The sequence below is a fragment of the Rhodococcus sp. 5G237 genome, from assembly GCF_053764735.1.
Genome location: NZ_JBSNCD010000005.1, coordinates 102,142 through 121,933 on the forward strand (window position 1 = coordinate 102,142; position 19,792 = coordinate 121,933).

Here is a 19,792-nt window from a genome sequence, read left to right on the forward strand (position 1 = left end):
GGTCATCTCCGGGCGGCGGCGACGAGCCGCTGGGTGTAGGGGTGGTGGGGGTCCTGGAACAGCTGGTCGGTGAGGCCGGTTTCGACGGCGCGTCCCACGTTCATCACCAGCGTGCGGTCGGTGAGCGCTTCGATGACCGCGAAGTCGTGGCTGACCACCACGGCTGCGGTGTCGCGTTCGGCGAGCAGGTTGCGCAGCAGGTCGAGCACACCCGCGGCGACGGACGCGTCGAGACCGGTGGTGGGCTCGTCGAGCAGCAGCACCCGCGGATCGGTGGCGAGGGCCTTGGCGATCTGCACGCGCTGGCGCATACCGCCGGAGAAGGTGTGGACCGGATCGTCCATGCGGTCGAGGGGAACTTCGACCTTCTCGAGCAGATAGGCGGCGCGGTCGCGGATCTCGTAGTAGTTGCGCCAGCCCGCCGCGGTGAGCCGCTCGGCGATGTTGCCACCGGCCGACACCGTCATGGTGAGTCCGTCGGCGGGGTTCTGGTGGACCAGCCCCAGGGTGTCGATCCGCAGAGCACGACGCTCGGTGTCGTCGAGGGTGAACACGTCGGTGCGGCCCTCGTCGAGCGTGGTCAGGAACATCGAACCGGCCGTGGCCTTCTCGTCGCCGATGAGGCAGCGCAGCACGGTCGACTTGCCGGATCCGGATTCGCCGATGATGCCGAGTGCCTCACCGGGTGCGACGTCGAAGCTGACGTCCCATGCCGCGACGACCGCTCCGGTACGGGGACTGATGGCCGTGCCGGCCTCGGGTCCGGTGCCGGGAACTGCGTCGGCGCCACCGGGGCCGTGCACCTTGCCGACTCCGCGGACGGCGAGCGTCCAGCCTTCGGCATGGGCCGGGACGGGCCGGTCGACGAGTTCCTTCGGGTCGCGGTGATCGGCGGCAGCGGCGACGCGGACGCGACGCTGCGGGTCGGGCAGGTACTGCAGCGGGGCGTTGTTCGCGTGCCGGTCGAGGTCGACGTCGGCGTCGGTGACGCGGGTGCACCACTCGACGTCACTGCACATCATGCGGCCGGGGGCGGCTTCGACGAGGAAGGTGTCGGTGGAACCGCACCGCTCGCACTGTTGATCCTTCGAACCCTCCACCTCGAAAGGCACGTCGTCGAACGTCAGCGGGCGTACGTCGGTGTACGGGGGGACGGCGAAGATGCGCTTCTCACGACCCGCACCCAGCAGCGTCAGGAACGGCGAGTCGTGAAGCTGCGGCACGTCCCAGCGCGGGATGGGCGAGGTGATCATCACGTAGCGGCCGTTGACGAGCACCGGGTAGCCGGTGGTCTTGGTGATGACACCGTTGCGGACGAGATCCTCGTAGAGGCTCACCCACATCATCGAGTAGTCGGCCTCGGCGTGCATGCGCGCGCACTCGGTGACGGACTTCTGCACGGCGCGAAGAGGTTCGGAGTTGGGGACCTGCAGGACGAGGATCTGGTCCTCCCCCATCGGTTCCTCGGGGATCCGGTGACGCGACTGGATGATCGTCGCCTCGCGGGTGTCCTTGGTGCTCGCGCACTTCTCGCTGTCCTCGATGAGGCGGCGCAGGTTGGTGGCGTTGACGCCGTCGTCGTCGCCCTGGTCGATGACCTTGACGACGTCGTCGGCGGTCACCAGACCGAGCGTGACCTGCAGGCCACCTGAACCCCAGCCGCGTGCCACCGGCATCTCGCGGGACCCGAAGGGGGTGAGGTAACCGGGCACGCAGACCGCGGTGAGGGATGCGCGGCGGATCTCACGCTTGGAACCTTCGTCGAGGATGCCGCGGCCGGGGGTGGCGGCGTCGATCGCATCGAGGGTGTGGGTCAGGCGGGACGGCGCAGCGCCGGGAGCGTGCGTCGTGAGGGTGTCGGTCATCAGCAGATGCCTCCGAGAGGTTCGGCAGCGCGGGCCGGAGCGTCGTCCTCGCCGGCCTGGACTGCGAGTTTGCGGTCGATCATCGATCGGAAGGTGACGTAGTGCGGAAGCTTGAGGTGCTCGAGGAAGCCGCAGGAGTCGAGGCCGTCCGTGGTGAGCAGCAGGGTCTGTTCGAGGCCGGTGCTGTCACCGAAGCGACGGCACGCGATGTCTAGATTGGCCATGGCGATGGCCTTGCGTTCGTTGTGCCCGAAGCACAGGCCGTAGCCGACGTCGAAGCGGCCGCGGTCCTCGTCGGGACCGTTGAGGTCCTCGATCGCTTCGCACTCGCTGGCGCGGATCTCGCCCATGATGAAGGGATTACCGGTGTGCGGGTGCCGGATCCGGACCGGGATACGCCCATGCCGAACCTCGCCGAGGGTCGTTTCGTGGATGTTCCCGTCGGTGCCGCGGACCGAGCGGTACCAGGTGCCGACGAGCGCACCGGTCTCGGCTCGCGCCATCGAGGCGAGCACCGCCGAGCGCGGCGCCGGGGGAACGGGCAGGTGACGGGAGATGTCGAACGGTTCCGGGTCGAAACCGTCCTTGGGCCGGCTGTCGACCATCAGGTTCATGTCGCGCAGCAGGTCGGAGAAGCGGCGCGGGTGCCGTTCGGCCTCGGTGCGTTCGACGGACGGATCGGTCTCGGACGGCACCGTCACGATGTTCGTGCCCTCACGCACCAGCATGCGTCCGGTGTAGTCGCTCGTGCGGCCGAGCAATTGGGGTCCGTCCGGGGTCCGCCACGCCGGCACGATGCGGCGCAGCACCGTCATCTCGTCGGGGTCGACCGGTTCGCTGGTCGCCAGTCGCGGCAGGGTGGACTGGTGGGCGCGGACGAGGTGGGTGGCTTCGATGACGTCGCCTTCGGCCTGTCGCAGCGCATCGGCGGCGGTGGCCTCGTCGTACAGCGAGCCCTCCCCCATCACGCGGTCGACGGCGAGTCGCATCCGGCCGGTGATCTGCGCGGTGGTCAGCGCGGGCGAATCGTCGGTGTCGCGGGCGGTGCGGACGAGTTCTTCGGCGGCGAGGATCGCGTCGAGTCCGCCGCGTGCTCCCGAGTACCCCATGTCAGTTCTCCTCTGCGATCGGAACGACGCGTGTCGTGCGGGGAATGCCGACCATCGCACCGTCTTCGGCGACGATCAGCAGGTCGATACCTGCGGGAAAATCCGCAGTGGCCTCGTTGCGGGCCCGCCACAGCTGCTCGTCGAATCCGGACGGCGAAATACGTTCGGCTTCCTTGACTCCCGGTCCGGTCAGTTCGACCGGGGTACCGCCGCGCAGCGAGGTCACCTCGACCACGACGGTCGCGGCCGATTCGGGCGACAGGGCGCTGCCGCGGGTCGCGGTGAGCAGATCGTCGGCGGTGGGAGCTCGCAGCACCGTGAGGTAGCGGGCCCGGTCGGCCGACGTCACGGGAGCGCCGGTGGCGACAGTGAGCACCTCGAGCCAATGGCGGCCGTCGGATTCGAGGACCTCGACACCGGTATCGAGATCGGCGAGGGCGAGCGCCGGCAGCAGCGCCGCCGGGAAATCGGTCGAGGGCAGCATCTGCTCGAGGCCGGGGCGCGTGTACGCGGCGAGAACGTCGCGGTAGATGCGTCCGGCGGTGGCGGGGTCGAGTCCGATACCGACGATCGGGTCTGCGATGGTCACGTGAGCTCCTCGAATTGCACGATGGTGGGGGCGATCCGGGCCCATTCCTCCTGATCGGCGCGGTCGAGGTCCTGCTCGACACGGGCACACAGATCGCGGACGACATGGGCGTGCGGACGATCGGCGGCGACCTCGGCGTCGCACACCGCGGCGGCGAGCACGGCGGCGCGGTCGTCGCCCATGCGCAGAGCCCAGCCGCGGGTTCCGGCCACGCGCACCTCGGCGTGGCAGGCCAGGACGTTGCCGAGATAGAAGCGGTCGTGGGCGATGGGTTCACGTACCTGTACCGCAACGCATCCCACTTCGGGAGCGGTCAGGACGGTGAGGTCGGCGCCGTCGGACAGACACGCGTCGGCGGCCGCGACGAGGTCGGGTTCGGGTGCCGCCGCGAGCAGTTCGGCGAGCCGCTCACGCGTGTAGTCGGCTGTAATCATGCGAATGTCCCTGTTCTCCTCTGAGATTCGAGTGGGTTCGATACGGAGCGGTCGCCTATTTCCATGACCACGCGGATCATGTCGGCGCGCATCCACGACATGCTGTAGGTGACGGCGACGCCGGTGTCGGCGTCCCGATTGATCGATTCGACCGTCCACACCGGCGTCACGAAGTTCATTTCGAGTGCGTCGGCGATCTCCGGTGCCGGCACTTCCGTTCCGATGCGGCACCACGACCGCACGACGTCGAATCTGCCCATCTGACGGAGTAATTCGTCGAGAGATTCTTCGACCCGCAGAGCGGAGCCGAGTTCCGTGAGCGCTTCACGGGTGACCCATTCGTCGCCGATCGCTGCGACGTTGCCGTCGACGAACCGCAGGCGACGCATATGGTGCACCTCGGTTCCGGGCGCGACCCCCAGATACGCGGCTTCGCGTGGCGAGGCCGGCCGGACATCGGAGGACAGCACCGTCGACCGGGGCGTCGCACCTGCGGCCTCGACCGTGCGGTGCCACGACGGTCGCTGTTCGTGCGAGATGAGGTAGTCGATGGGCCGGTTGACGAAGGTGCCCGACCCTCGGACGCGCCGAACCAGTCCGCGACGTTCGAGTTCCTGCACGGCGGCGCGGGCGGAGGCCCGGCCGACTCCGAACCGATGCATCAACTCGTGTTCGCTGGCGAGCTTCGTACCGGTTTCGAGCTCGGAGATCTCGTCGGCGAGCACACACGCGATGTCGTGGTAACCGCTACGTTCTGTCACGTCGACGACTGTCGCCGACGGAGTTGTACAGACAACTTCCCTTCAGATAAGCAGAAGGGAAACAAAGCTGAACGACTCGGGTAGTTGTATGGCCACCAGTACCGCGTGGTACTCCCGCCTCTTCGACACCTCACCCGCGCTCGACGAAGACGACGAACCGGGCGCCGTCCATCATGCGGTCTTCACGCTCGACGGTGGCACACCGTTCGGATTGCGCACCCATTCCGATTCGCCGCCGCAGGCGTCCTTCGACGAGCGGAACACGGGGCTCGACCACATCGCGTTCGAGTTCTTCGCACCACCGAGCTGATCGACCACCCGGTCGGTGGAGCATCAGCGCGCGTGCGTGGCGATGCCGCTCAGGTGCGCGAGGTGCCGATCTCCACCACCTGCGCCCATTCCGGTGGCAGGTCCGGAACGAAGTCGGGGTTCGCTTCGCTCAGGGAAGCGAACCGGGGGAACAGGCCGACCACCGTTCGGCACCTCGGACGGTTGCTGGGCCAGGGAGTCTGCCCGTCGGTGAGGACGACCACCACGTCGGGCCGGGGCGTACTGCGCAGCACCCGGGTGAACCCGGCGCGCAGATCCGTGCCACCGCCCCCGAACAGTGGAATGTCCTCGGCCGTGCACAGCGGGTGCACGATCCGCGCCGCTGCGTCGCAGGACAGCACCGTGACGAGGTCGCGTCGCCCACCTACGGCCCGCACGATGGCGGCCACCTCGAGCAGCGCGCTGCCCAGGTCGGCATCGGAAACCGAGCCCGACGTGTCGACGATGACGCCGACCCGGGGCGGGGTCCGCCGCAGGCTCGGTAGTACCGCCCCGGGCACGGCTGCCGAGCGGCGCGCCGGTCGACGATAGGTGTAGTCGTCCCCGGCGCCGGACGATGCCGTGGCCGAGCGGATCGCCGCGCCCAGCAGGCTTCGCCAGGGTTGCGGCGGGTGCAGCGCCTCCTCCGCCCACCGACGCCAACCTCGAGGTGCGCTGCCCGGATGCCCGATGATGCTGTTCGCGACGCGGAAACGGACGGCCTCCTGTTGCTGATCGCTGAGCGCATTCGCCCCCTCCGGACCCAGTTCCCATGCCCGATCCAGTCCGTCGGCGCCACTACCGCAGTCGAGCCAGGCCAGCCTGTCGGTGCACGGACCGAGACCCAACTGCTGCAGATAGTCCTCCATGAGCCGGCCTGCCGGCAGCTGCAGGGTCGACGGCAGAACGGCATCGTCGGGTATCGGTAATCCGTCCCCGAACGCGTCATCGTCGATCTCCGCGTCGGCGGCGATGTTCATCCGCAGCCGATCGGCGCGCGAGCCCGCTCCGTGTGCGCGGGCGTAGCGTTCGCTGCGGCCGTGATGATCGCGCAACAGATGCGACACCGCGTGGACGAGGAGCGAGGCCAATTCCGCCACCGGCCGCTGCGCGACGAAAGCCGGTGAGACGTAGCAGCGCCAGTACCGGTCCACACCGATGGTCGGCACCCGGGTGGACTCGACGATGTGCAGCGCGTACAGAGCGGTCGCGAGGTACGGCCGGACGCGCACGGCGTGCAACCGCGCGGCGTAGATCTTGTCCGCGTCGAATGCCGGTGACGTCGTCATCGTCCGACCTGCGCGGCGGCACGGTCCGCCGCCCGAGCTACCGAGACGACACCGACGAGTTCGTCGACCGAGGCCGGCAGCTCCCAGTCGTCCCGGCGCAGGGCGGCCAGCGTGGTCGCCGGGACCACCACGAGGTCGGGCGGCCCGGAGTGCACCGCGATGCCCAGGAGTGTCCACGCCGCATCCCAGCGGGATTTCTCCGGCCGTCGGCGGACAGCGGCGACCACCGCATCGAGCACTGCCTGGCGCAGATCCCCGCGCTCGGGAAGCTCGGCAGCCCCCGGATCGGCGAGCAGCGTCTCGGGATCCGGGAGATCCATACGGTCGATGGCGGCCAGCAGTTCGAAGCCGGGCCCGTCACCGACACTCCCCCGGACCAACAGCGACAACACGTCCTTCGACGACGCGGCCGCGGTCGCAAAAGCGATCAGCCGTACGGCCATGTCCCAGCTTCGTGGCGACGGCCAGGCACTGCCGCGACGGGTCTGGCTGGTGGGCAGCTGGTGAACGAGAGCGGGTCGGGCGCTGAGCAGCTCACAGACCGCGCGCCGGGCGAAGGTCACCGCGGCAGGGAACTTCTCCCGGTCGAGGTGCGGCAGCGTCGCCCGAGGCCACGTCCCGCCGAGGCCTCGCACGACCACGTCGTGGTCGTAGGTCCAGTGCAGGTGCACGAATCGGTTGGCCAGAGGTGGGCTCAGCTCCCAGCCTTCTGCGGCCGAGGACGGTGGATTGGCGGCGGCTACGATGCGGACCTCTGGCGGGAGTTGCAAGGCTCCGATCCGTCTTTCGAGGACGAGGCGGAGCAGGGCTGCCTGCACGGCGGGCGGTGCCGTGGACAGTTCGTCCAGGAAGAGCAGTCCCTTCCCCGCCTGCACGAGCCGGACGGCCCAGTCCGGTGGAGCCATGGGGACACCGTGTGTTGCCGGGTCGTCCCCGAGAACGGGCAGGCCCGAGAAGTCCGACGGCTCGTGCACGCTTGCGATGACAGTGGTCAGCGGTAGGTTCACGGCCTCGGCGAGCTGCGTCAAGGCGGCGGTCTTACCGATTCCCGGTTCACCCCACAGCAGCACCGGTAGGTCCGCGGTTACGGCCAGGGTGAGCGCTTCGAGTCGACTGTCGGGGCGAGGCTCGGTGGTGACCGCCCCCAGCATGTCCAACAGAGTTGCGGCACTGTCGAGTTCGTTGTTCGATGAACTACCGGGAAGAGGCGTGGAAGACACGTGCATCACCTGTGAGGTCGTGGAGGAACAGCAGGATGCAGCCCGACCGGCTGCCCTGCGGGACACTGTTTTTCGGGATCGAGACGGGTTCAGCGGAATCGGGTCCGGGGTGACCGTCGGGAACGTCGAGGTCGCGCTGCCGGGGGCGCTTCGACGGGTGCAGTACGGAAGCGGTCGTATGCGTCGCGTCGGTCGACCGACGCACGGAGTTCGTCCAGCAGGGGTCCTTCACGGAGGACGGCAGCGGGACCGAGCAGTCCTTCGACGACTGCCAGCGCCCCGGCGGCGTCTCCATGGTCCAGGCGTTCACGAACGCCCGGCAGACAATCCGGACGGCGATGGGCGTGATCGATGGCCTGAAGGCACGGCAGCGGGATGCCACCCAGGGCGGCGAGCAGTTCCTCGCGCCGGATCTCGGCGGGGTCGTGATCGAGGGCGGTCAGCGCACCGTCGACGAGCCCGAGCCGGTGCCGTTCGCCACGGCAGTCGACCAGGTGAATCCGCTTCTCCCGGCTCGGCATCCGGAGTGTTGTCGGCGTTGGTCGGTCCGGATCCAGAGCGGCGGCGACGAGCGGGTGCAGTCGGTCGGCGGTGATTGCTCCCGACCGGATCAACTCCAGGTCGGGCAGTACCAGAGTCGCCGCGTCCGGCAGCACGGGCAGCGCGGCGAGCCGGCCGCGAGGATAGTGGTCCACGAGTCGAAGCGCCGCGGGATCGTCGCCGCGCCCTTCGATCACGACGTCGAACCGACTCCCGGATCGCACCCGCACGGGACCGTCGCACTGCCGGGCCGCGCGGAGCAGAATGCCGGATTCGGCCGCCCAGCGGTCGACGGCGCAACCACTTGGGATCATCGCGGCCAGGGCGGGGTCGAGCGTCGTTCCGTCCGCCGGTTGTCCTGTACCACTGCGTAATCGCAGTTCTCCGGACCTGCGCGCGTCCCACAGGTGCCGGTGGAGGTCGAGCCGAAATCGTGCATTGGGACGCGGGTGCGGATGGTTCCCGGTATTCGAGCCGTCCCACAGGGTCAATACGACGCGCTGCCCGGCATCCGCCCAGGCAGGAGCGGTACGGACAACCAGATGAACGGAACCCGTTCCGCGACATCGATTTCCAGGAACGATGTCACCGTATTCGGCCAGTGTGACGGTCAGCGCGGGGCGCAGCAGTCCATCCGGGGCCACACGTGGCAGGTGCCAGCGCAGCAGGTCGGGCGCCAGGTGGTGGAGGTCGTCCGAGACCTGCGCGGCGATGTCGGCGCCGTGGGTGCGGGCCGACACGGACAGATCGATGTCGACATCGAACCCCGCTGCGGCACAAGCGCCACGCCAATCACCCGCAAGACGCCGGTCGGTTGCGGACTCGATCATGGACGGCGGCACGGCAAACTCGCGCACACGCAGCCAGAAGGACAGTCGGGGGTCGATCCCGTTCGCGGTCGGAGGGTGCATCAGCACTCACCGTGAGCGAACTGGGCCCCCAATCTTTGATCAGAGAAGGTTGTCATCGACGCAATCGTAGCGTGTCGCGGCGCTTGCGGCCAGCGCCCGGTCCGGACGGCATGGCGACGGGTACGAGTCCCTGCCCTCGCGCGGGATGTGGGCGCATAGACTGCCCATTCATGTCCGGAGATCCAGCATTCGACCACCTCATCCAGTCGCTGGTCACCGCGGTGGGTCGTCCTACGTTCGAACGAGGGAGGCGCTACGCCGAATCGGGCGCGGTCGTCGACTGCGGATTCGACGAGGACAATCTCGTCGGTTTCGGACGAATTGCCGGGACCCGGATGTACCAGGCTGTCGTTCAACTCCACCCCGGACCGCGGGGACTCGAATTCGAGTACGGCGAATGCTCGTGCCCGGTCGGCTACGACTGCAAGCACACCGTGGCGCTTCTGCTTGCGCTGCTTGCCCCACAGGAGGACATGCCCCCGGACACACCCTCGTGGGAAGCACCGTTCGAAGCTCTCTTCGAGGACCACGAGACCGGTAGCGGTGTGCCCCTCGCACTGCAACTGGCGTTGACCCAACGAGCCCACACTCCCATACCGGCACTCACCGCGCGGGTGCTGCGGCCCGGACGCACCGGGTGGGTGTCCGGCAACATTTCGTGGCAGAACGTGGCCTACGCCTACGACGTGAACGAGCAACACCGGCAGTTGCTGCTCGAGTTCGCGGCACTGGTACACGCCTCGACACGGAGTTACTACAGTTCCGCCTCGACCGCCCTCGACCTGTCCGCAGTGTCATCGCGACTGTGGTCACTGCTCGACGATGCCCACCGTCTCGGGATCGAACTACGCTACGCGAAGAAGAAGCACGGTGCGGTGCCGCCGCCGGGCACCGCAGATGTGCATGTCGACGTCGCCGATTCGGGTGACGGCCTGACCGTCACCCCAGCCCTGCACATCGGCGACGATTCGACCGGGACCGCGGTCGCGTTTATCGGCGCCCCCGCCCACGGCGTCGTCTACCTCCCGTCCGGGGATCACGACGGCAGCGCGCCGGCAGATCTACCGTTCCGTCTCGCGCAACTCCGCAACCCCGTTGCCGCCGGCATGCAGCAACTGCTGCAGAGCGGCGGTGCGCTCACCGTGCCGGCAGATCAGGTGCCGCGGTTCGCGACCACCTACTACCCGCGCCTGCACCGAGCAGCGACCGTCACCTCCGCCGACGGCTCGTTCACGGCCCCGACCGTCAGCGGGCCGACGCTGCTCCTGCACGTCGCCTTCCGTCCCCGACATCGCGCCGATCTGCACTGGCAGTTCGGCTACACCGTCGGCGACGGCGAGTACACGGTCGAGTTGTACGACCGTCTCGGCGACACCGTCCGCGACCGCGACGCCGAGGACGCGCTGCTCACCGAGATCCGGCCGATGGTCGCCCCGTTCGGCTTGGACAACTCCGTCGACCGGCGGCTGTTCCCCCGCGTCGCCATCACCGACCTCGACACCGCACGACTGGTATCCGAACTGCTGCCCCTGCTGACCGGCCGGGACGACGTGCAGGTGCGCGTCGAGGGCACCCCCGCCGACTACCGCGACGTCGGCGACAGTCTGCGCATCGGACTGTCCACCGAGGCCACCGCCGACTCCGACTGGTTCGACCTGAATATCACCATCGAACTCGACGGCGCCACCATCCCGTTCCGCGAGGTGTTCACCGCCCTCAGCGAGGGCGCGACATACCTGATGCTGCCCGACGGGGCCTACCTGCCGCTGGACAAACCCGAACTGCAACAACTGCGCCGGCTCGTCGACGAAGCCCGCGCGCTGCACGAAGACGACGATCCGGATCGGTTGCAGCTGAGCCGATTCCAGGCCGGCATCTGGGAGGAATTGGCAGCGCTCGGTGTCGTCGACAAGCAGGCCGCGGCCTGGAAGAAACAGGTACAAGGACTTCTCGACGTGAAGGCCACAGCGAAGACCCGGGTGCCGAAGGCATTACAGGCGACGCTGCGCCCGTACCAGCTCGACGGATTTCGGTGGTTGACGTTCTTGTGGACGCACGGGCTCGGCGGAATCCTCGCCGACGACATGGGCCTCGGCAAGACCCTGCAATCGCTCGCACTGATCTGCCACGCGCGCGCGAAGCGACCCGCGGATGCCCCGGTACTCATCGTCGCGCCGACCTCGGTGGTTCCGAATTGGGCTACCGAGGCACAGCGGTTCGCGCCGGACCTGAACGTCGTGGCGATCACCGAGACGTCGGGAAAACGCGGTGCGTCGCTGGACGAACTGCTCGACGGCAGCGACGTCGTCGCCACGTCGTACACGTTGCTGCGCCTGGATATCGACGAGTACCTCGAACGGGACTGGTCAATGTTGCTGCTCGACGAAGCGCAGTTCGTCAAGAACCACCGGGCGAAGGCCTATCAGTGCGTGCGGCAGATCGAGGCACCACTGAAGGTCGCGATCACCGGAACTCCGATGGAGAACAATCTGATGGAGTTGTGGTCGCTGCTGTCGATCACGGCACCCGGCCTGTTCCCTCATCCGACGAAGTTTCAGGACTACTATCGCAAACCCATCGAGACAGGCAGCAACCCCGAACTGCTGGTGCAGTTGCGGCAGCGCATCAAACCACTGATGTTGCGTCGCACGAAGGAACAGGTCGCCACCGACCTGCCGGAGAAACAGGAGCAGGTGCTCGAGGTGGAGCTCGCACCGAAACACCGTGCCCTCTACGACCGGCAGTTGCAGCGCGAGAGGCAGAAGATTCTCGGGCTCGTCGACGACCTCGACAGCAACCGCTTCACGATCCTGCGGTCGCTGACACTGCTACGGCAGATGAGCCTCGATCCGGCGCTGGTCGACGACGCGCACGGCACAGTCGGCTCCGCGAAAATCGATGCACTGCTCGAACAGCTCGACGACGTGATCGCCGGTGGACACCGGGCCTTGGTATTCAGCCAGTTCACCGGGTTCCTCGACCGGGTCCGGCCACGGCTCGATGCTGCCGGAATCGACTACCTGTACCTGGACGGCAGAACCCGAAAACGCGGAAACGTGCTAGAGGACTTCAAGTCCGGGGTGGCGCCGGTGTTCCTCATCAGCCTCAAGGCCGGCGGGTTCGGCCTGAATCTGGTGGAAGCGGACTACTGTTTCCTGCTCGACCCGTGGTGGAACCCCGCGACCGAAGCGCAGGCAGTCGACCGTACCCACCGCATCGGGCAGACCCGCAACGTCATGGTGTACCGGCTGATCGCCCGCGACACCATCGAAGCGAAGGTGCGGGCGCTGCAAGTGCGCAAAGCCGAACTGTTCTCGTCCGTCGTCGACGACGGAGACATGTTCTCGTCGGCCCTGACCGCCGAGGACATCCGTGCACTGTTGGCGTAACCGCCCCGTGCGTGGTTGTGGTGACGCCCGCTACCCCAACCACGCACGGGCGCGTCAGCGCAGCGGCACGCCCAGCAGCGCGTCGACCGCGTCGGCGAACAGGCCCGGCGCCGCCGCGTCGTCCCCCCCACGCTCGACCGCGAACGTCGCCCACGCATCCAGGGCGTCGAGAGCCTTGGGGGTGTCGAGATCGTCGGCGAGGTGCTGGCGCAGACGCGCGATCACATCGTCGGCCGACGCTGCCGACGACAACCCCGCTGCCTGCCGCCACAAGGCCAGTCGCGCCTGCGCGCTCTCGAGCACCTCGGCCGTCCACGGCCGGTCGACGCGGTAGTGGCCGGACAGCAGGCCGAGCCGGATCGCGGCCGGGGCGACACCCTCACCGCGCAGCTTGGAGACGAACACCAGGTTGCCCCGCGACTTCGACATCTTCTCGCCGTCGAGACCGATCATGCCGGTGTGCACGTAGTGCCGGGCGAAACGCCGGTCGCCGGTGACGGCTTCGGCGTGCGCGGCGGAGTACTCGTGGTGCGGGAAGATCAGGTCGCTGCCGCCGCCCTGCACGTCGAAACCGGAGCCGATGCGGTTGAGGGCGATGGCCGCGCACTCGATGTGCCAGCCGGGACGTCCGTCACCGAAGGGCGACGGCCAGGCCGGTTCGCCGGGACGCTGCGCGCGCCACAGCAGGGCGTCGAGCGGGTCGCGCTTGCCGGGACGCTCCGGGTCGCCGCCGCGCTCGGCGAAGAACCGCATCATCGTGTCGTGGTCGTAGCCGGACTCGTAGCCGAACTGCTCGGTGGCGTCGGTCCGGAAGTAGACATCCGGGTACTCGGCGTCGTCGACGATGTAGGCCGCACCGGAGGCGACGAGCTTCTCGACGAGTTCGACGACCTCGTTCACCGATTCGACGGCACCGATGTAGTCGCGCGGAGGCAGCACGCGCAGCGCCTCCATGTCCTCGCGGAACAGGGCGGTCTCGCGCATGCCGAGGACGACCCAGTCCTCACCATCGCGCTCGGCGCGTTCGAACAGCGGGTCGTCGACGTCGGTGACGTTCTGCACGTAGTGGACGTCGTGGCCGGCGTCGCGCCAGATGCGGTTAACCAGATCGAAGGTCAGGTAGGTGGCGGCGTGGCCGAGGTGTGTGGCGTCGTAGGGGGTGATGCCGCACACGTACATCGTCGCGGTGTCGCCCGGGGTGACCGGACGCACCGCTCGGTCCGCGGTGTCGAACAACCGCAACGGAGGCCCCTGACCGGGGACGGACGGGATCGCGACGTCGGACCAAGATTGCATGACTACGAGCCTAATGGAGTCGCGGGAGTGCTCCGCGCGGGCACCCGGGCGTGCGGTAGGCGAACGGCCGGGACGTCAGAAGGCGGGCCAGGGAATGCGCCGGTCGCCGCGCGGATGCGGCATCACGGGATGTTCGAGCAAGCGGGTGATCCTGCGCTGCAGGGCACGCACCTCGGTGGCGGTGATGTGCTCGCACAGCTCCTCCGCGAAGCCGCCGTCGAACCGGCGCAGCAGCTTGTCGAGATCAGCGAGGAGGACCGGATCGACCGGGTCGCCGCTCCATCCCCACAGCACGGTGCGCAGCTTGTCGTCCTGGTGCAGGCAGATGCCGTGATCGACGCCGTAGACGTGCCCGTCGAGACCTTCGAGGACGTGGCCACCCTTGCGGTCGGCGTTGTTGAGGACGACGTCGAGCACCGCCATGCGCTGCAGGCGCGGATCGTCGGCGTGGACGAGCACCACCTCGGCGCCGTCCAGATCGCGGGCACGCAGGATCGGCAGCCATCCCTGCGCGACCGCACCGGCCGGGCACAGGTCCACCAGATCCAGGCGTTCCGTTCCGCCCTGCGCGGAGTCGACCGTGTCGATCCAGCGCTGCACCATGCCGGGACCGTACGGGCCGTCGCGCAGCACGGTGAGCGGGATGACGTCCCAGCCGAGCGCCTCGGAGATCAGGTACGAGGCGACCTCGCGTCCGGCGAGGGTGCCGTCGGGGAAGTCCCACAGCGGCCGCTCGCCCCGGACGGGTTTGTAGACGCACCGCACCTCGGTGTCGCCGAGCTGCGCGTCGCACACGAGGGTCGCGTTGCTCGCGTGCGCGATCTGCCCGACGACGTCGAGATCGCCGTCGGTCAGCACGCTCCGCACGTCCGGCGCCGTCACGCGGTCAGCTTTCTTCCTCGCCGAACCACGCGGCCGGATCGAATCCGGGAGTGCGCAGGTAACCGTTGGTGCGGACGCAGATGTGTCCGTCGGCGCCGATCGGTTCGCCGCACAGCGGGCAGGGCGCGCGCCCGGCCGAGACGACGAGTTCGGAGCGGGCCGCGAATTCGCGGGCCTGCACCGGGGTGAGGAACACCCGCACCGCGTCGGGACCTTCCTCGGTGTCGTCGAGCACCACCGATTCGTCGAGTTCGGTGTCGGTGACCGCGAGCAGCTCCACCACCACCGATCCGGCGTCGGCGTCCCAGCCCAGACCCATGGTGCCGACCCGGAACTCGGCCTCGATCGGTGTCACCAGCGGGCTGACGTCGACCTCGGGCTCGTCGGGGATCACGGTGCCGAAGCGGCGCTGCACCTCTTCGAGGAGCAGGCCCATCCGGTCGGCGAGGATCTGCACCTGCTGCTTTTCCAGCAGCACGCTCACGACACGGGACTCGTGCACGGCCTGCAGGTAGAACACCCGGTCGCCCGGTTCACCGACGGTGCCGGCGATGAACCGATCCGGGGTTCGGAACACGTGTATTGCGCGGGCCATCACACCTCCTCGAGTCCCCACACTCTGCCATGACGGTCACTGCCATTATCCGCGCGCCGTCTCCTGTCGGTGCCCTCGAGGGGGATCGCCGGGTTCCTCCACCGCACCGGGGACTTCCCCGCCGGGCACGGACTTGGGTTCGGACGGGCCGGCGAGTCCGGACAGGTCCGAACCGGTGTCGTTCACGCGCAGCACGAACGGTCGGGTGTCGGTGTAGCGGACGATGCCGATCGACGCCGGTTCGGCGACGATCCGCTGGAATGCGTCGAGATGCATCCCGAGCGCGTCGGCGAGGATCGACTTGATGACGTCGCCGTGACTGCAGGCGATCCACACGACGTCCTTGCCGTGCGCGTCGCGCAGACGCCGGTCGTGTTCGCGGATCGCGGCCACTGCGCGGGACTGCACCTGCGCGAGCCCTTCGCCGTCGGGGAAGACCGCCGCGGAAGCGTGCTGCTGCACGACCGCCCACAGCGGTTCCTTGACCAGTTCCTTCAGTTCGCGTCCGGTCCACTGCCCGTAGTCGACCTCGGCGAGCCGCTCGTCGACGACCGGTTCGAGTCCGCGATCGGTCGCCAGCGGCTGCACCGTCTGCCGGCACCGCAGCAGCGGCGACCGCACGATCTCGGTGATCTCGAGACCCGCGAACCGGGTGACGAGATTCTTCGCCTGGACGTGGCCGACCTCGTCGAGTTCGACACCGGGGGAACGACCGGCCAACACGTGCGAGGTGTTCGCCGTCGACCGTCCGTGCCGCAGCAGGATGACCGTCATGCGCCCAGCCTAGAGGTACCGCCTGTCGGCAGCCTCTCAGGTGGCGGAGACCACGCCGGTGGCGAGCAGCCCCAGCACGATCACGCCGAGGATCACGCGGTAGCCGACGAACCAGTACATCGAGTGGTTGACGACGAAGCGCAGCAACCAGGCGATCGCGGCGTAACCGACCGCGAAGGCGATCACGGTCGCGACGAGCAGCTGCGCCCCCGACGCGTTGAGCCCCTCACCGGCCGGTTCGAAGGCGTCGGGCAGGCTGAACAGACCGGAGGCGACGACCGCGGGAATCGCGAGCAGGAACGAGTACCGGGCGGCGGCCTCGCGGGTGAGTCCGAGGAACAGACCCGCCGAGATCGTGCCGCCGGAGCGGGACACGCCGGGTATCAGGGCCAGCGCCTGCGCCGAACCCATGATCAGACCGTCCTTGAGGGTGAGCTGACTCACGTCGCGCCGCTGCTTGCCGAAGTACTCGGCAGCTGCGATGACGATCGAGAACACGATGAGCATGGTGGCGACGAGCCACAGATTGCGTGCAACGGTGCGGATGTCGTCCTTGAACAGCACGCCGAGGATGCCGATCGGGATGGTGCCCAGGATGACGTACCAGCCCATCTTGTAATCGTGATCGGCGCGGTGCTCCTTGTGGAACAGGCCACGGAACCACGCGCGCAGGATCCGCCAGATGTCGCCGGCGAAGAACACCAGCACCGCGGCCTCGGTGCCCAGCTGGGTGACCGCCGTGAAGGACGCGCCCGCGTCCTCTCCGAAGAAGACCTCCGACACGATCCGCAGGTGACCGGACGAGGAGATCGGCAGGAACTCCGTGAGGCCCTGCACGATGCCGAGGACGATCGTCTGCAACCAGGTCATCGATTCGCCGATCATGCGGCGACTCCCGGCACGACGGCTGCGGTGGGGACGGATCGGTGGTCGCGGATGCAGGGAGCAGTTCTCACTCGCCGAAGGGTACGTGGAACCCGACCGGTCGGCGCGCCGGACACTGCCGCGCACCTGTCGCGCATTAGGGTGCAGTACCGGGGTCGTGGCCGAGCGCGGCGACGTCCCGTCGTGTCGGGAGGAAACGCGGACGGTTATGGAATACAGGACAGTCGGTGCGAGCGGCCTGCGGGTTTCACGGCTCGGCCTGGGCACCTTGACGTGGGGTCGCGGAACGGACGGCGACGAGGCCGCAGCCCAGTTGTCGGCCTTCGTGGATGTGGGCGGCACGCTCGTCGACACCTCCCCCGCCTACGGGGACGGGGTCGCGCAACGGATCCTCGCCGAACTGCTCGACGACGTGGTGCCTCGCGACCAGCTGGTGTTGTCGGGCAGCTCCGGCATCGACACCTCCACACTCGGTTCCGGCCGGGTGGACTGCTCCCGCTCGGGCCTGCTCAACCAGCTCGACGCGACCCTGCGTGAACTCGGCACCGACCACCTCGACGTGTGGCAGGTCGCGACGTGGGATCCGCACACCCCCGTCGACGAGGTGATGGACGCCCTCGAGTTCGCCGTGACCAGCGGGCGCGTGCGCTACGTGGGGGTACGCGGTTATCTCGGCTGGCAGCTCGCGACCGCCGCGGCGGCCGCCCGGCGCCCGGCTCCGCTGATCAGCACGCAGGTCGAGTACTCGCTGCTCGCCCGCGGCGTCGAGGAGGAGTTGATCCCCGCCGCGGCCCACCACGGCGTGGGTGTGTTCGCGGCCGTGCCGCTCGCCGGCGGTGTGCTCACCGGCAAGTACCGGTCGGGGGTGCCGGCGGATTCGCGCGGCGCCGACGACGTGCACACAGAGGAAGTGCGCCGTTATCTCACCGAATCCGCGGTGCGCGTGGTCGACGCGGTCGCCACGGCTGCCGACGGTCTGGGCACCTCCCCGCTGGCCGTCGCGCTGGCGTGGGTGCGCGACCGGCCGCACGTGGCCTCGACGCTCGTGGGTGCCCGGGATCTCGCGCAGTTGACCGGAGTGCTGGTCGCGGAGGAGTTGGCGTTGCCGCCGGCGATCGCCGCGGCGCTCGACGACGTGAGCGCGTGATCTCGGCGACACCGCCCGCACCCTGCCCTTTTCCGGAAGGTTAGGCTAGCCTGCCGAGTACATTCGGTACAGGCAATGTGAGGGGAGGTCGGTCGATGGCCACGACCGAAGTCGTCGGATTCGCCGAGCGCATCCGGCTCGAGACCCAGCAGGCGCACAGCGACACCGAGAACTCGGTGTTCGTCTCGGAACTGCTCGGCGGCAAGCTGTCGACCGAGGCCCACGCCGCGCTCATCGCGCAGACCTGGTTCGTCTACGACAGTCTCGAGCGGATCGGCCGCGGCTACGCCGACGACCCGATCGCCGGTCCCTTCCTCAGCGACGAACTGCTCCGCACCGCCGCGCTCGAAGCCGACCTCGACTTCCTCGTCGGCTCGGACTGGCGCGACCGCATCGCGCCGCTGCCCGCGACCGTCGCGTATGTCGACCGGCTCGAGCAGGTCGCGGCGGTGTCCCCGGAAGCCTTCCTCGCGCACCACTATCTGCGTTATCTCGGCGACCTGTCCGGCGGCCAGATCATCCGCCGCATGCTCGAGCGCGCCTACGGTTACGAACGCGACGGGTTGCGCTTCTACATCTTCGACGGGATCCCGAAGACCAAGCCGTTCAAGGACGCCTACCGCGCGAAGCTCGACGCCGCACCGCTCGACGGCGACCAGCAGCAGGCCGTCATCGACGAGGCGAACCTCGTGTACGGGCTCAACGGCGCCCTGTTCGCCGACCTCGCTCGCGATATCGATCGTTACCGGGTGCGTGCCTGACCGATGTTCCGTTCCTTCCTCCGCCTCCCGGTCGCGCTGATCGCGGTGCTCGGTGTCCTCGTCGTCGCGGCGTGCAGTGCGCCGACCACCGACGGCACGACCGCCACCGACGTCGCGACCGGTCCGCGCACCGCCGTCGTCGACTCCGAACCCGAGCCGATCACCACCGACCCGGCACCCGTACTGCCGGCTACGGTGCGTGGCGTGGACGGGGTCGAGACCACGATCACCGACATCTCCCGGATCGTGGTGGCCGACCGCTCCGGCACCCTCGCGCAGACCGTGTACTCCCTCGGTCTCGGCGACAAGCTCGTCGGCCGCTCCACCGCGTCCTTCCCCGCGATCGAGGACGTCCCCAATGTCACCCCCGGTGGGCACGGTCTCAACGCCGAGGCGATCCTCGCGCTGAATCCGACCGTCGTGCTCACCGACACCTCCATCGGTCCGCTGGCGGTGCAGGAACAGGTCCGCGCGACCGGTGTGCCGGTGGTGTTCGTCGACCCGGAACGCTCCCTCGACACCGTCGCCGACGACATCGAGGCGGTCGCGGCCGCGCTCGGCGTCCCCGAGGCCGGTGCGGCGCTCGCGCAGCGGACGCTCGACGAGATCGCCGCGGCGAAGGACTCGATCCCCGCCGATCATCCCGAACCCACCGTCGCTTTCCTCTATCTGCGCGGTTCGGCGATCAAGATGCTCGGCGGCCCCGGCTCGGGGGCCGATGCGCTCGTCGCAGCTGCCGGTGGTCGCGACGCCGGCATCCTCGCCGGCCTGGACTCACAGTTCGTGCCGATCACCAGCGAGGCGATGATCGCCTCGGCGCCCGACATCATCCTGGTGATGACGCACAGTCTCGACTCGGTGGGCGGACCGGACGGGCTTGCGCAGCTCCCGGGCGTCGCGCAGACCCCGGCCGGGAAGACGGGCACCATCGTGGACATGGACGATTCGACCCTGCTCAGCTTCGGCCCGCAGACCGGCAAGGTCCTGGCCGCTCTGGTGGAGGCGTTCTACCCGCCGGACCGGTCGTGATCGCCGG

17 protein-coding genes and 1 pseudogene are annotated in these 19,792 nt (G+C 68.7%); 5 read left to right on the plus strand and 13 right to left on the minus strand.

The features are described 5' to 3' along the window. Positions 1–2: 2 nt before the first annotated feature. Genes ACWPOC_RS12815 through ACWPOC_RS12835 form a run of 5 tightly spaced genes read right to left on the minus strand, consistent with a single transcriptional unit; the run spans position 3 to position 4,758 of the window. The gene (locus ACWPOC_RS12815) at positions 3–1,865 is read right to left on the minus strand and encodes an alpha-D-ribose 1-methylphosphonate 5-phosphate C-P-lyase PhnJ (protein WP_120282544.1); all 1,863 of its coding nucleotides are present in this window, start codon (positions 1,863–1,865) and stop codon (positions 3–5) included. Next, positions 1,865–2,974, minus strand: a complete 1,110-nt coding sequence (locus ACWPOC_RS12820) for a carbon-phosphorus lyase complex subunit PhnI (protein ID WP_085468159.1) — start codon at positions 2,972–2,974, stop codon at positions 1,865–1,867. Before ACWPOC_RS12820 ends, ACWPOC_RS12815 begins: the two co-directional genes overlap by 1 nt. Before the next feature lies 1 nt (position 2,975). Then, positions 2,976–3,563 carry a phosphonate C-P lyase system protein PhnH gene (phnH, locus tag ACWPOC_RS12825; protein ID WP_179161681.1) on the minus strand — a complete coding sequence of 196 codons (588 nt, stop codon included), beginning with the start codon at positions 3,561–3,563 and terminating at the stop codon, positions 2,976–2,978. Beyond that, on the minus strand, positions 3,560–3,997 hold the full coding sequence (locus ACWPOC_RS12830) for a phosphonate C-P lyase system protein PhnG (RefSeq protein WP_006551975.1): 438 nt from the start codon (positions 3,995–3,997) through the stop codon (positions 3,560–3,562). The genes phnH and ACWPOC_RS12830 overlap by 4 nt, the downstream gene beginning before the upstream one ends. Then, positions 3,994–4,758 (minus strand): GntR family transcriptional regulator, encoded by a 765-nt coding sequence (locus ACWPOC_RS12835; RefSeq protein WP_283478864.1) that lies wholly within the window; start codon positions 4,756–4,758, stop codon positions 3,994–3,996. The genes ACWPOC_RS12830 and ACWPOC_RS12835 overlap by 4 nt, the downstream gene beginning before the upstream one ends. An 88-nt stretch (positions 4,759–4,846) precedes the next feature. Here ACWPOC_RS12835 and ACWPOC_RS12840 point away from each other — a divergent pair. Further along, positions 4,847–5,044, plus strand: a pseudogene (locus ACWPOC_RS12840) (VOC family protein); the annotation flags it as partial. A gap of 73 nt (positions 5,045–5,117) precedes the next feature. Here the strand turns inward: ACWPOC_RS12840 and ACWPOC_RS12845 are convergent. The 3 genes from ACWPOC_RS12845 to ACWPOC_RS12855 all read right to left on the minus strand — a co-directional run bounded on the left by ACWPOC_RS12845 (position 5,118) and on the right by ACWPOC_RS12855 (position 9,027). Beyond that, entirely contained in the window at positions 5,118–6,356 is a 1,239-nt protein-coding gene (locus ACWPOC_RS12845; RefSeq protein ID WP_455408775.1) for a vWA domain-containing protein, read from the minus strand. Continuing rightward, positions 6,353–7,582: an AAA family ATPase gene (locus tag ACWPOC_RS12850; protein WP_120284245.1), complete on the minus strand. Its 1,230-nt coding sequence runs from the start codon at positions 7,580–7,582 to the stop codon at positions 6,353–6,355. Before ACWPOC_RS12850 ends, ACWPOC_RS12845 begins: the two co-directional genes overlap by 4 nt. 83 nt (positions 7,583–7,665) lie before the next feature. Further along, entirely contained in the window at positions 7,666–9,027 is a 1,362-nt protein-coding gene (locus ACWPOC_RS12855) for a hypothetical protein (RefSeq protein ID WP_120282539.1), read from the minus strand. 170 nt (positions 9,028–9,197) lie between these two features. On the opposite strand from ACWPOC_RS12855, the gene ACWPOC_RS12860 reads away from it, so the two are divergent. Then, positions 9,198–12,416 carry a DEAD/DEAH box helicase gene (locus tag ACWPOC_RS12860; protein WP_120282538.1) on the plus strand — a complete coding sequence of 1,073 codons (3,219 nt, stop codon included), beginning with the start codon at positions 9,198–9,200 and terminating at the stop codon, positions 12,414–12,416. A gap of 54 nt (positions 12,417–12,470) precedes the next feature. Here ACWPOC_RS12860 and mshC read toward each other — a convergent pair whose 3' ends face one another. The 5 genes from mshC to ACWPOC_RS12885 form a co-directional block, all read right to left on the minus strand. Beyond that, positions 12,471–13,712 (minus strand): cysteine--1-D-myo-inosityl 2-amino-2-deoxy-alpha-D-glucopyranoside ligase, encoded by a 1,242-nt coding sequence (mshC, locus tag ACWPOC_RS12865; RefSeq protein WP_455408776.1) that lies wholly within the window; start codon positions 13,710–13,712, stop codon positions 12,471–12,473. Between the two features lie 75 nt (positions 13,713–13,787). Further along, positions 13,788–14,594 carry an SCO1664 family protein gene (locus ACWPOC_RS12870; RefSeq protein WP_430715599.1) on the minus strand — a complete coding sequence of 269 codons (807 nt, stop codon included), beginning with the start codon at positions 14,592–14,594 and terminating at the stop codon, positions 13,788–13,790. A 4-nt stretch (positions 14,595–14,598) separates the two neighbouring features. Next, a complete protein-coding gene (locus tag ACWPOC_RS12875; RefSeq protein ID WP_120282535.1) occupies positions 14,599–15,189 on the minus strand; it encodes a DUF3090 domain-containing protein in 591 nt (196 codons plus the stop codon). A gap of 45 nt (positions 15,190–15,234) precedes the next feature. Continuing rightward, positions 15,235–15,963, minus strand: a complete 729-nt coding sequence (locus tag ACWPOC_RS12880) for a histidine phosphatase family protein (protein WP_120282534.1) — start codon at positions 15,961–15,963, stop codon at positions 15,235–15,237. Between the two features lie 36 nt (positions 15,964–15,999). Continuing rightward, positions 16,000–16,845 (minus strand): undecaprenyl-diphosphate phosphatase, encoded by an 846-nt coding sequence (locus ACWPOC_RS12885; protein WP_455408903.1) that lies wholly within the window; start codon positions 16,843–16,845, stop codon positions 16,000–16,002. A gap of 211 nt (positions 16,846–17,056) precedes the next feature. Here ACWPOC_RS12885 and ACWPOC_RS12890 point away from each other — a divergent pair, with 211 nt between their 5' ends. The 3 genes from ACWPOC_RS12890 to ACWPOC_RS12900 all read left to right on the plus strand — a co-directional run bounded on the left by ACWPOC_RS12890 (position 17,057) and on the right by ACWPOC_RS12900 (position 19,785). Continuing rightward, on the plus strand, positions 17,057–17,995 hold the full coding sequence (locus ACWPOC_RS12890; RefSeq protein ID WP_455408777.1) for an aldo/keto reductase: 939 nt from the start codon (positions 17,057–17,059) through the stop codon (positions 17,993–17,995). Positions 17,996–18,090: 95 nt separating this feature from the next. After that, entirely contained in the window at positions 18,091–18,756 is a 666-nt protein-coding gene (locus ACWPOC_RS12895) for a biliverdin-producing heme oxygenase (RefSeq protein WP_455408778.1), read from the plus strand. Positions 18,757–18,759: 3 nt separating this feature from the next. Next, the gene (locus ACWPOC_RS12900) at positions 18,760–19,785 is read left to right on the plus strand and encodes a heme/hemin ABC transporter substrate-binding protein (protein ID WP_455408779.1); all 1,026 of its coding nucleotides are present in this window, start codon (positions 18,760–18,762) and stop codon (positions 19,783–19,785) included. The last annotated feature ends 7 nt before the right edge of the window (positions 19,786–19,792 follow it).

What these genes read in the sequence shown, in the direction of transcription:
- ACWPOC_RS12815 (WP_120282544.1), bottom strand. Translation starts at nt 1,865, where the DNA reads ATGACCGACACCCTCACGACGCACGCTCCCGGCGCTGCGCCGTCCCGC.
- ACWPOC_RS12820 (WP_085468159.1), bottom strand. Translation starts at nt 2,974, where the DNA reads ATGGGGTACTCGGGAGCACGCGGCGGACTCGACGCGATCCTCGCCGCC.
- ACWPOC_RS12830 (WP_006551975.1), bottom strand. Translation starts at nt 3,997, where the DNA reads ATGATTACAGCCGACTACACGCGTGAGCGGCTCGCCGAACTGCTCGCG.
- ACWPOC_RS12845 (WP_455408775.1), bottom strand. Translation starts at nt 6,356, where the DNA reads ATGACGACGTCACCGGCATTCGACGCGGACAAGATCTACGCCGCGCGG.
- ACWPOC_RS12850 (WP_120284245.1), bottom strand. Translation starts at nt 7,582, where the DNA reads ATGCACGTGTCTTCCACGCCTCTTCCCGGTAGTTCATCGAACAACGAA.
- ACWPOC_RS12855 (WP_120282539.1), bottom strand. Translation starts at nt 9,027, where the DNA reads ATGCACCCTCCGACCGCGAACGGGATCGACCCCCGACTGTCCTTCTGG.
- ACWPOC_RS12860 (WP_120282538.1), top strand. Translation starts at nt 9,198, where the DNA reads ATGTCCGGAGATCCAGCATTCGACCACCTCATCCAGTCGCTGGTCACC.
- mshC (WP_455408776.1), bottom strand. Translation starts at nt 13,712, where the DNA reads ATGCAATCTTGGTCCGACGTCGCGATCCCGTCCGTCCCCGGTCAGGGG.
- ACWPOC_RS12875 (WP_120282535.1), bottom strand. Translation starts at nt 15,189, where the DNA reads ATGGCCCGCGCAATACACGTGTTCCGAACCCCGGATCGGTTCATCGCC.
- ACWPOC_RS12880 (WP_120282534.1), bottom strand. Translation starts at nt 15,963, where the DNA reads ATGACGGTCATCCTGCTGCGGCACGGACGGTCGACGGCGAACACCTCG.
- ACWPOC_RS12890 (WP_455408777.1), top strand. Translation starts at nt 17,057, where the DNA reads ATGGAATACAGGACAGTCGGTGCGAGCGGCCTGCGGGTTTCACGGCTC.
- ACWPOC_RS12895 (WP_455408778.1), top strand. Translation starts at nt 18,091, where the DNA reads ATGGCCACGACCGAAGTCGTCGGATTCGCCGAGCGCATCCGGCTCGAG.
- ACWPOC_RS12900 (WP_455408779.1), top strand. Translation starts at nt 18,760, where the DNA reads ATGTTCCGTTCCTTCCTCCGCCTCCCGGTCGCGCTGATCGCGGTGCTC.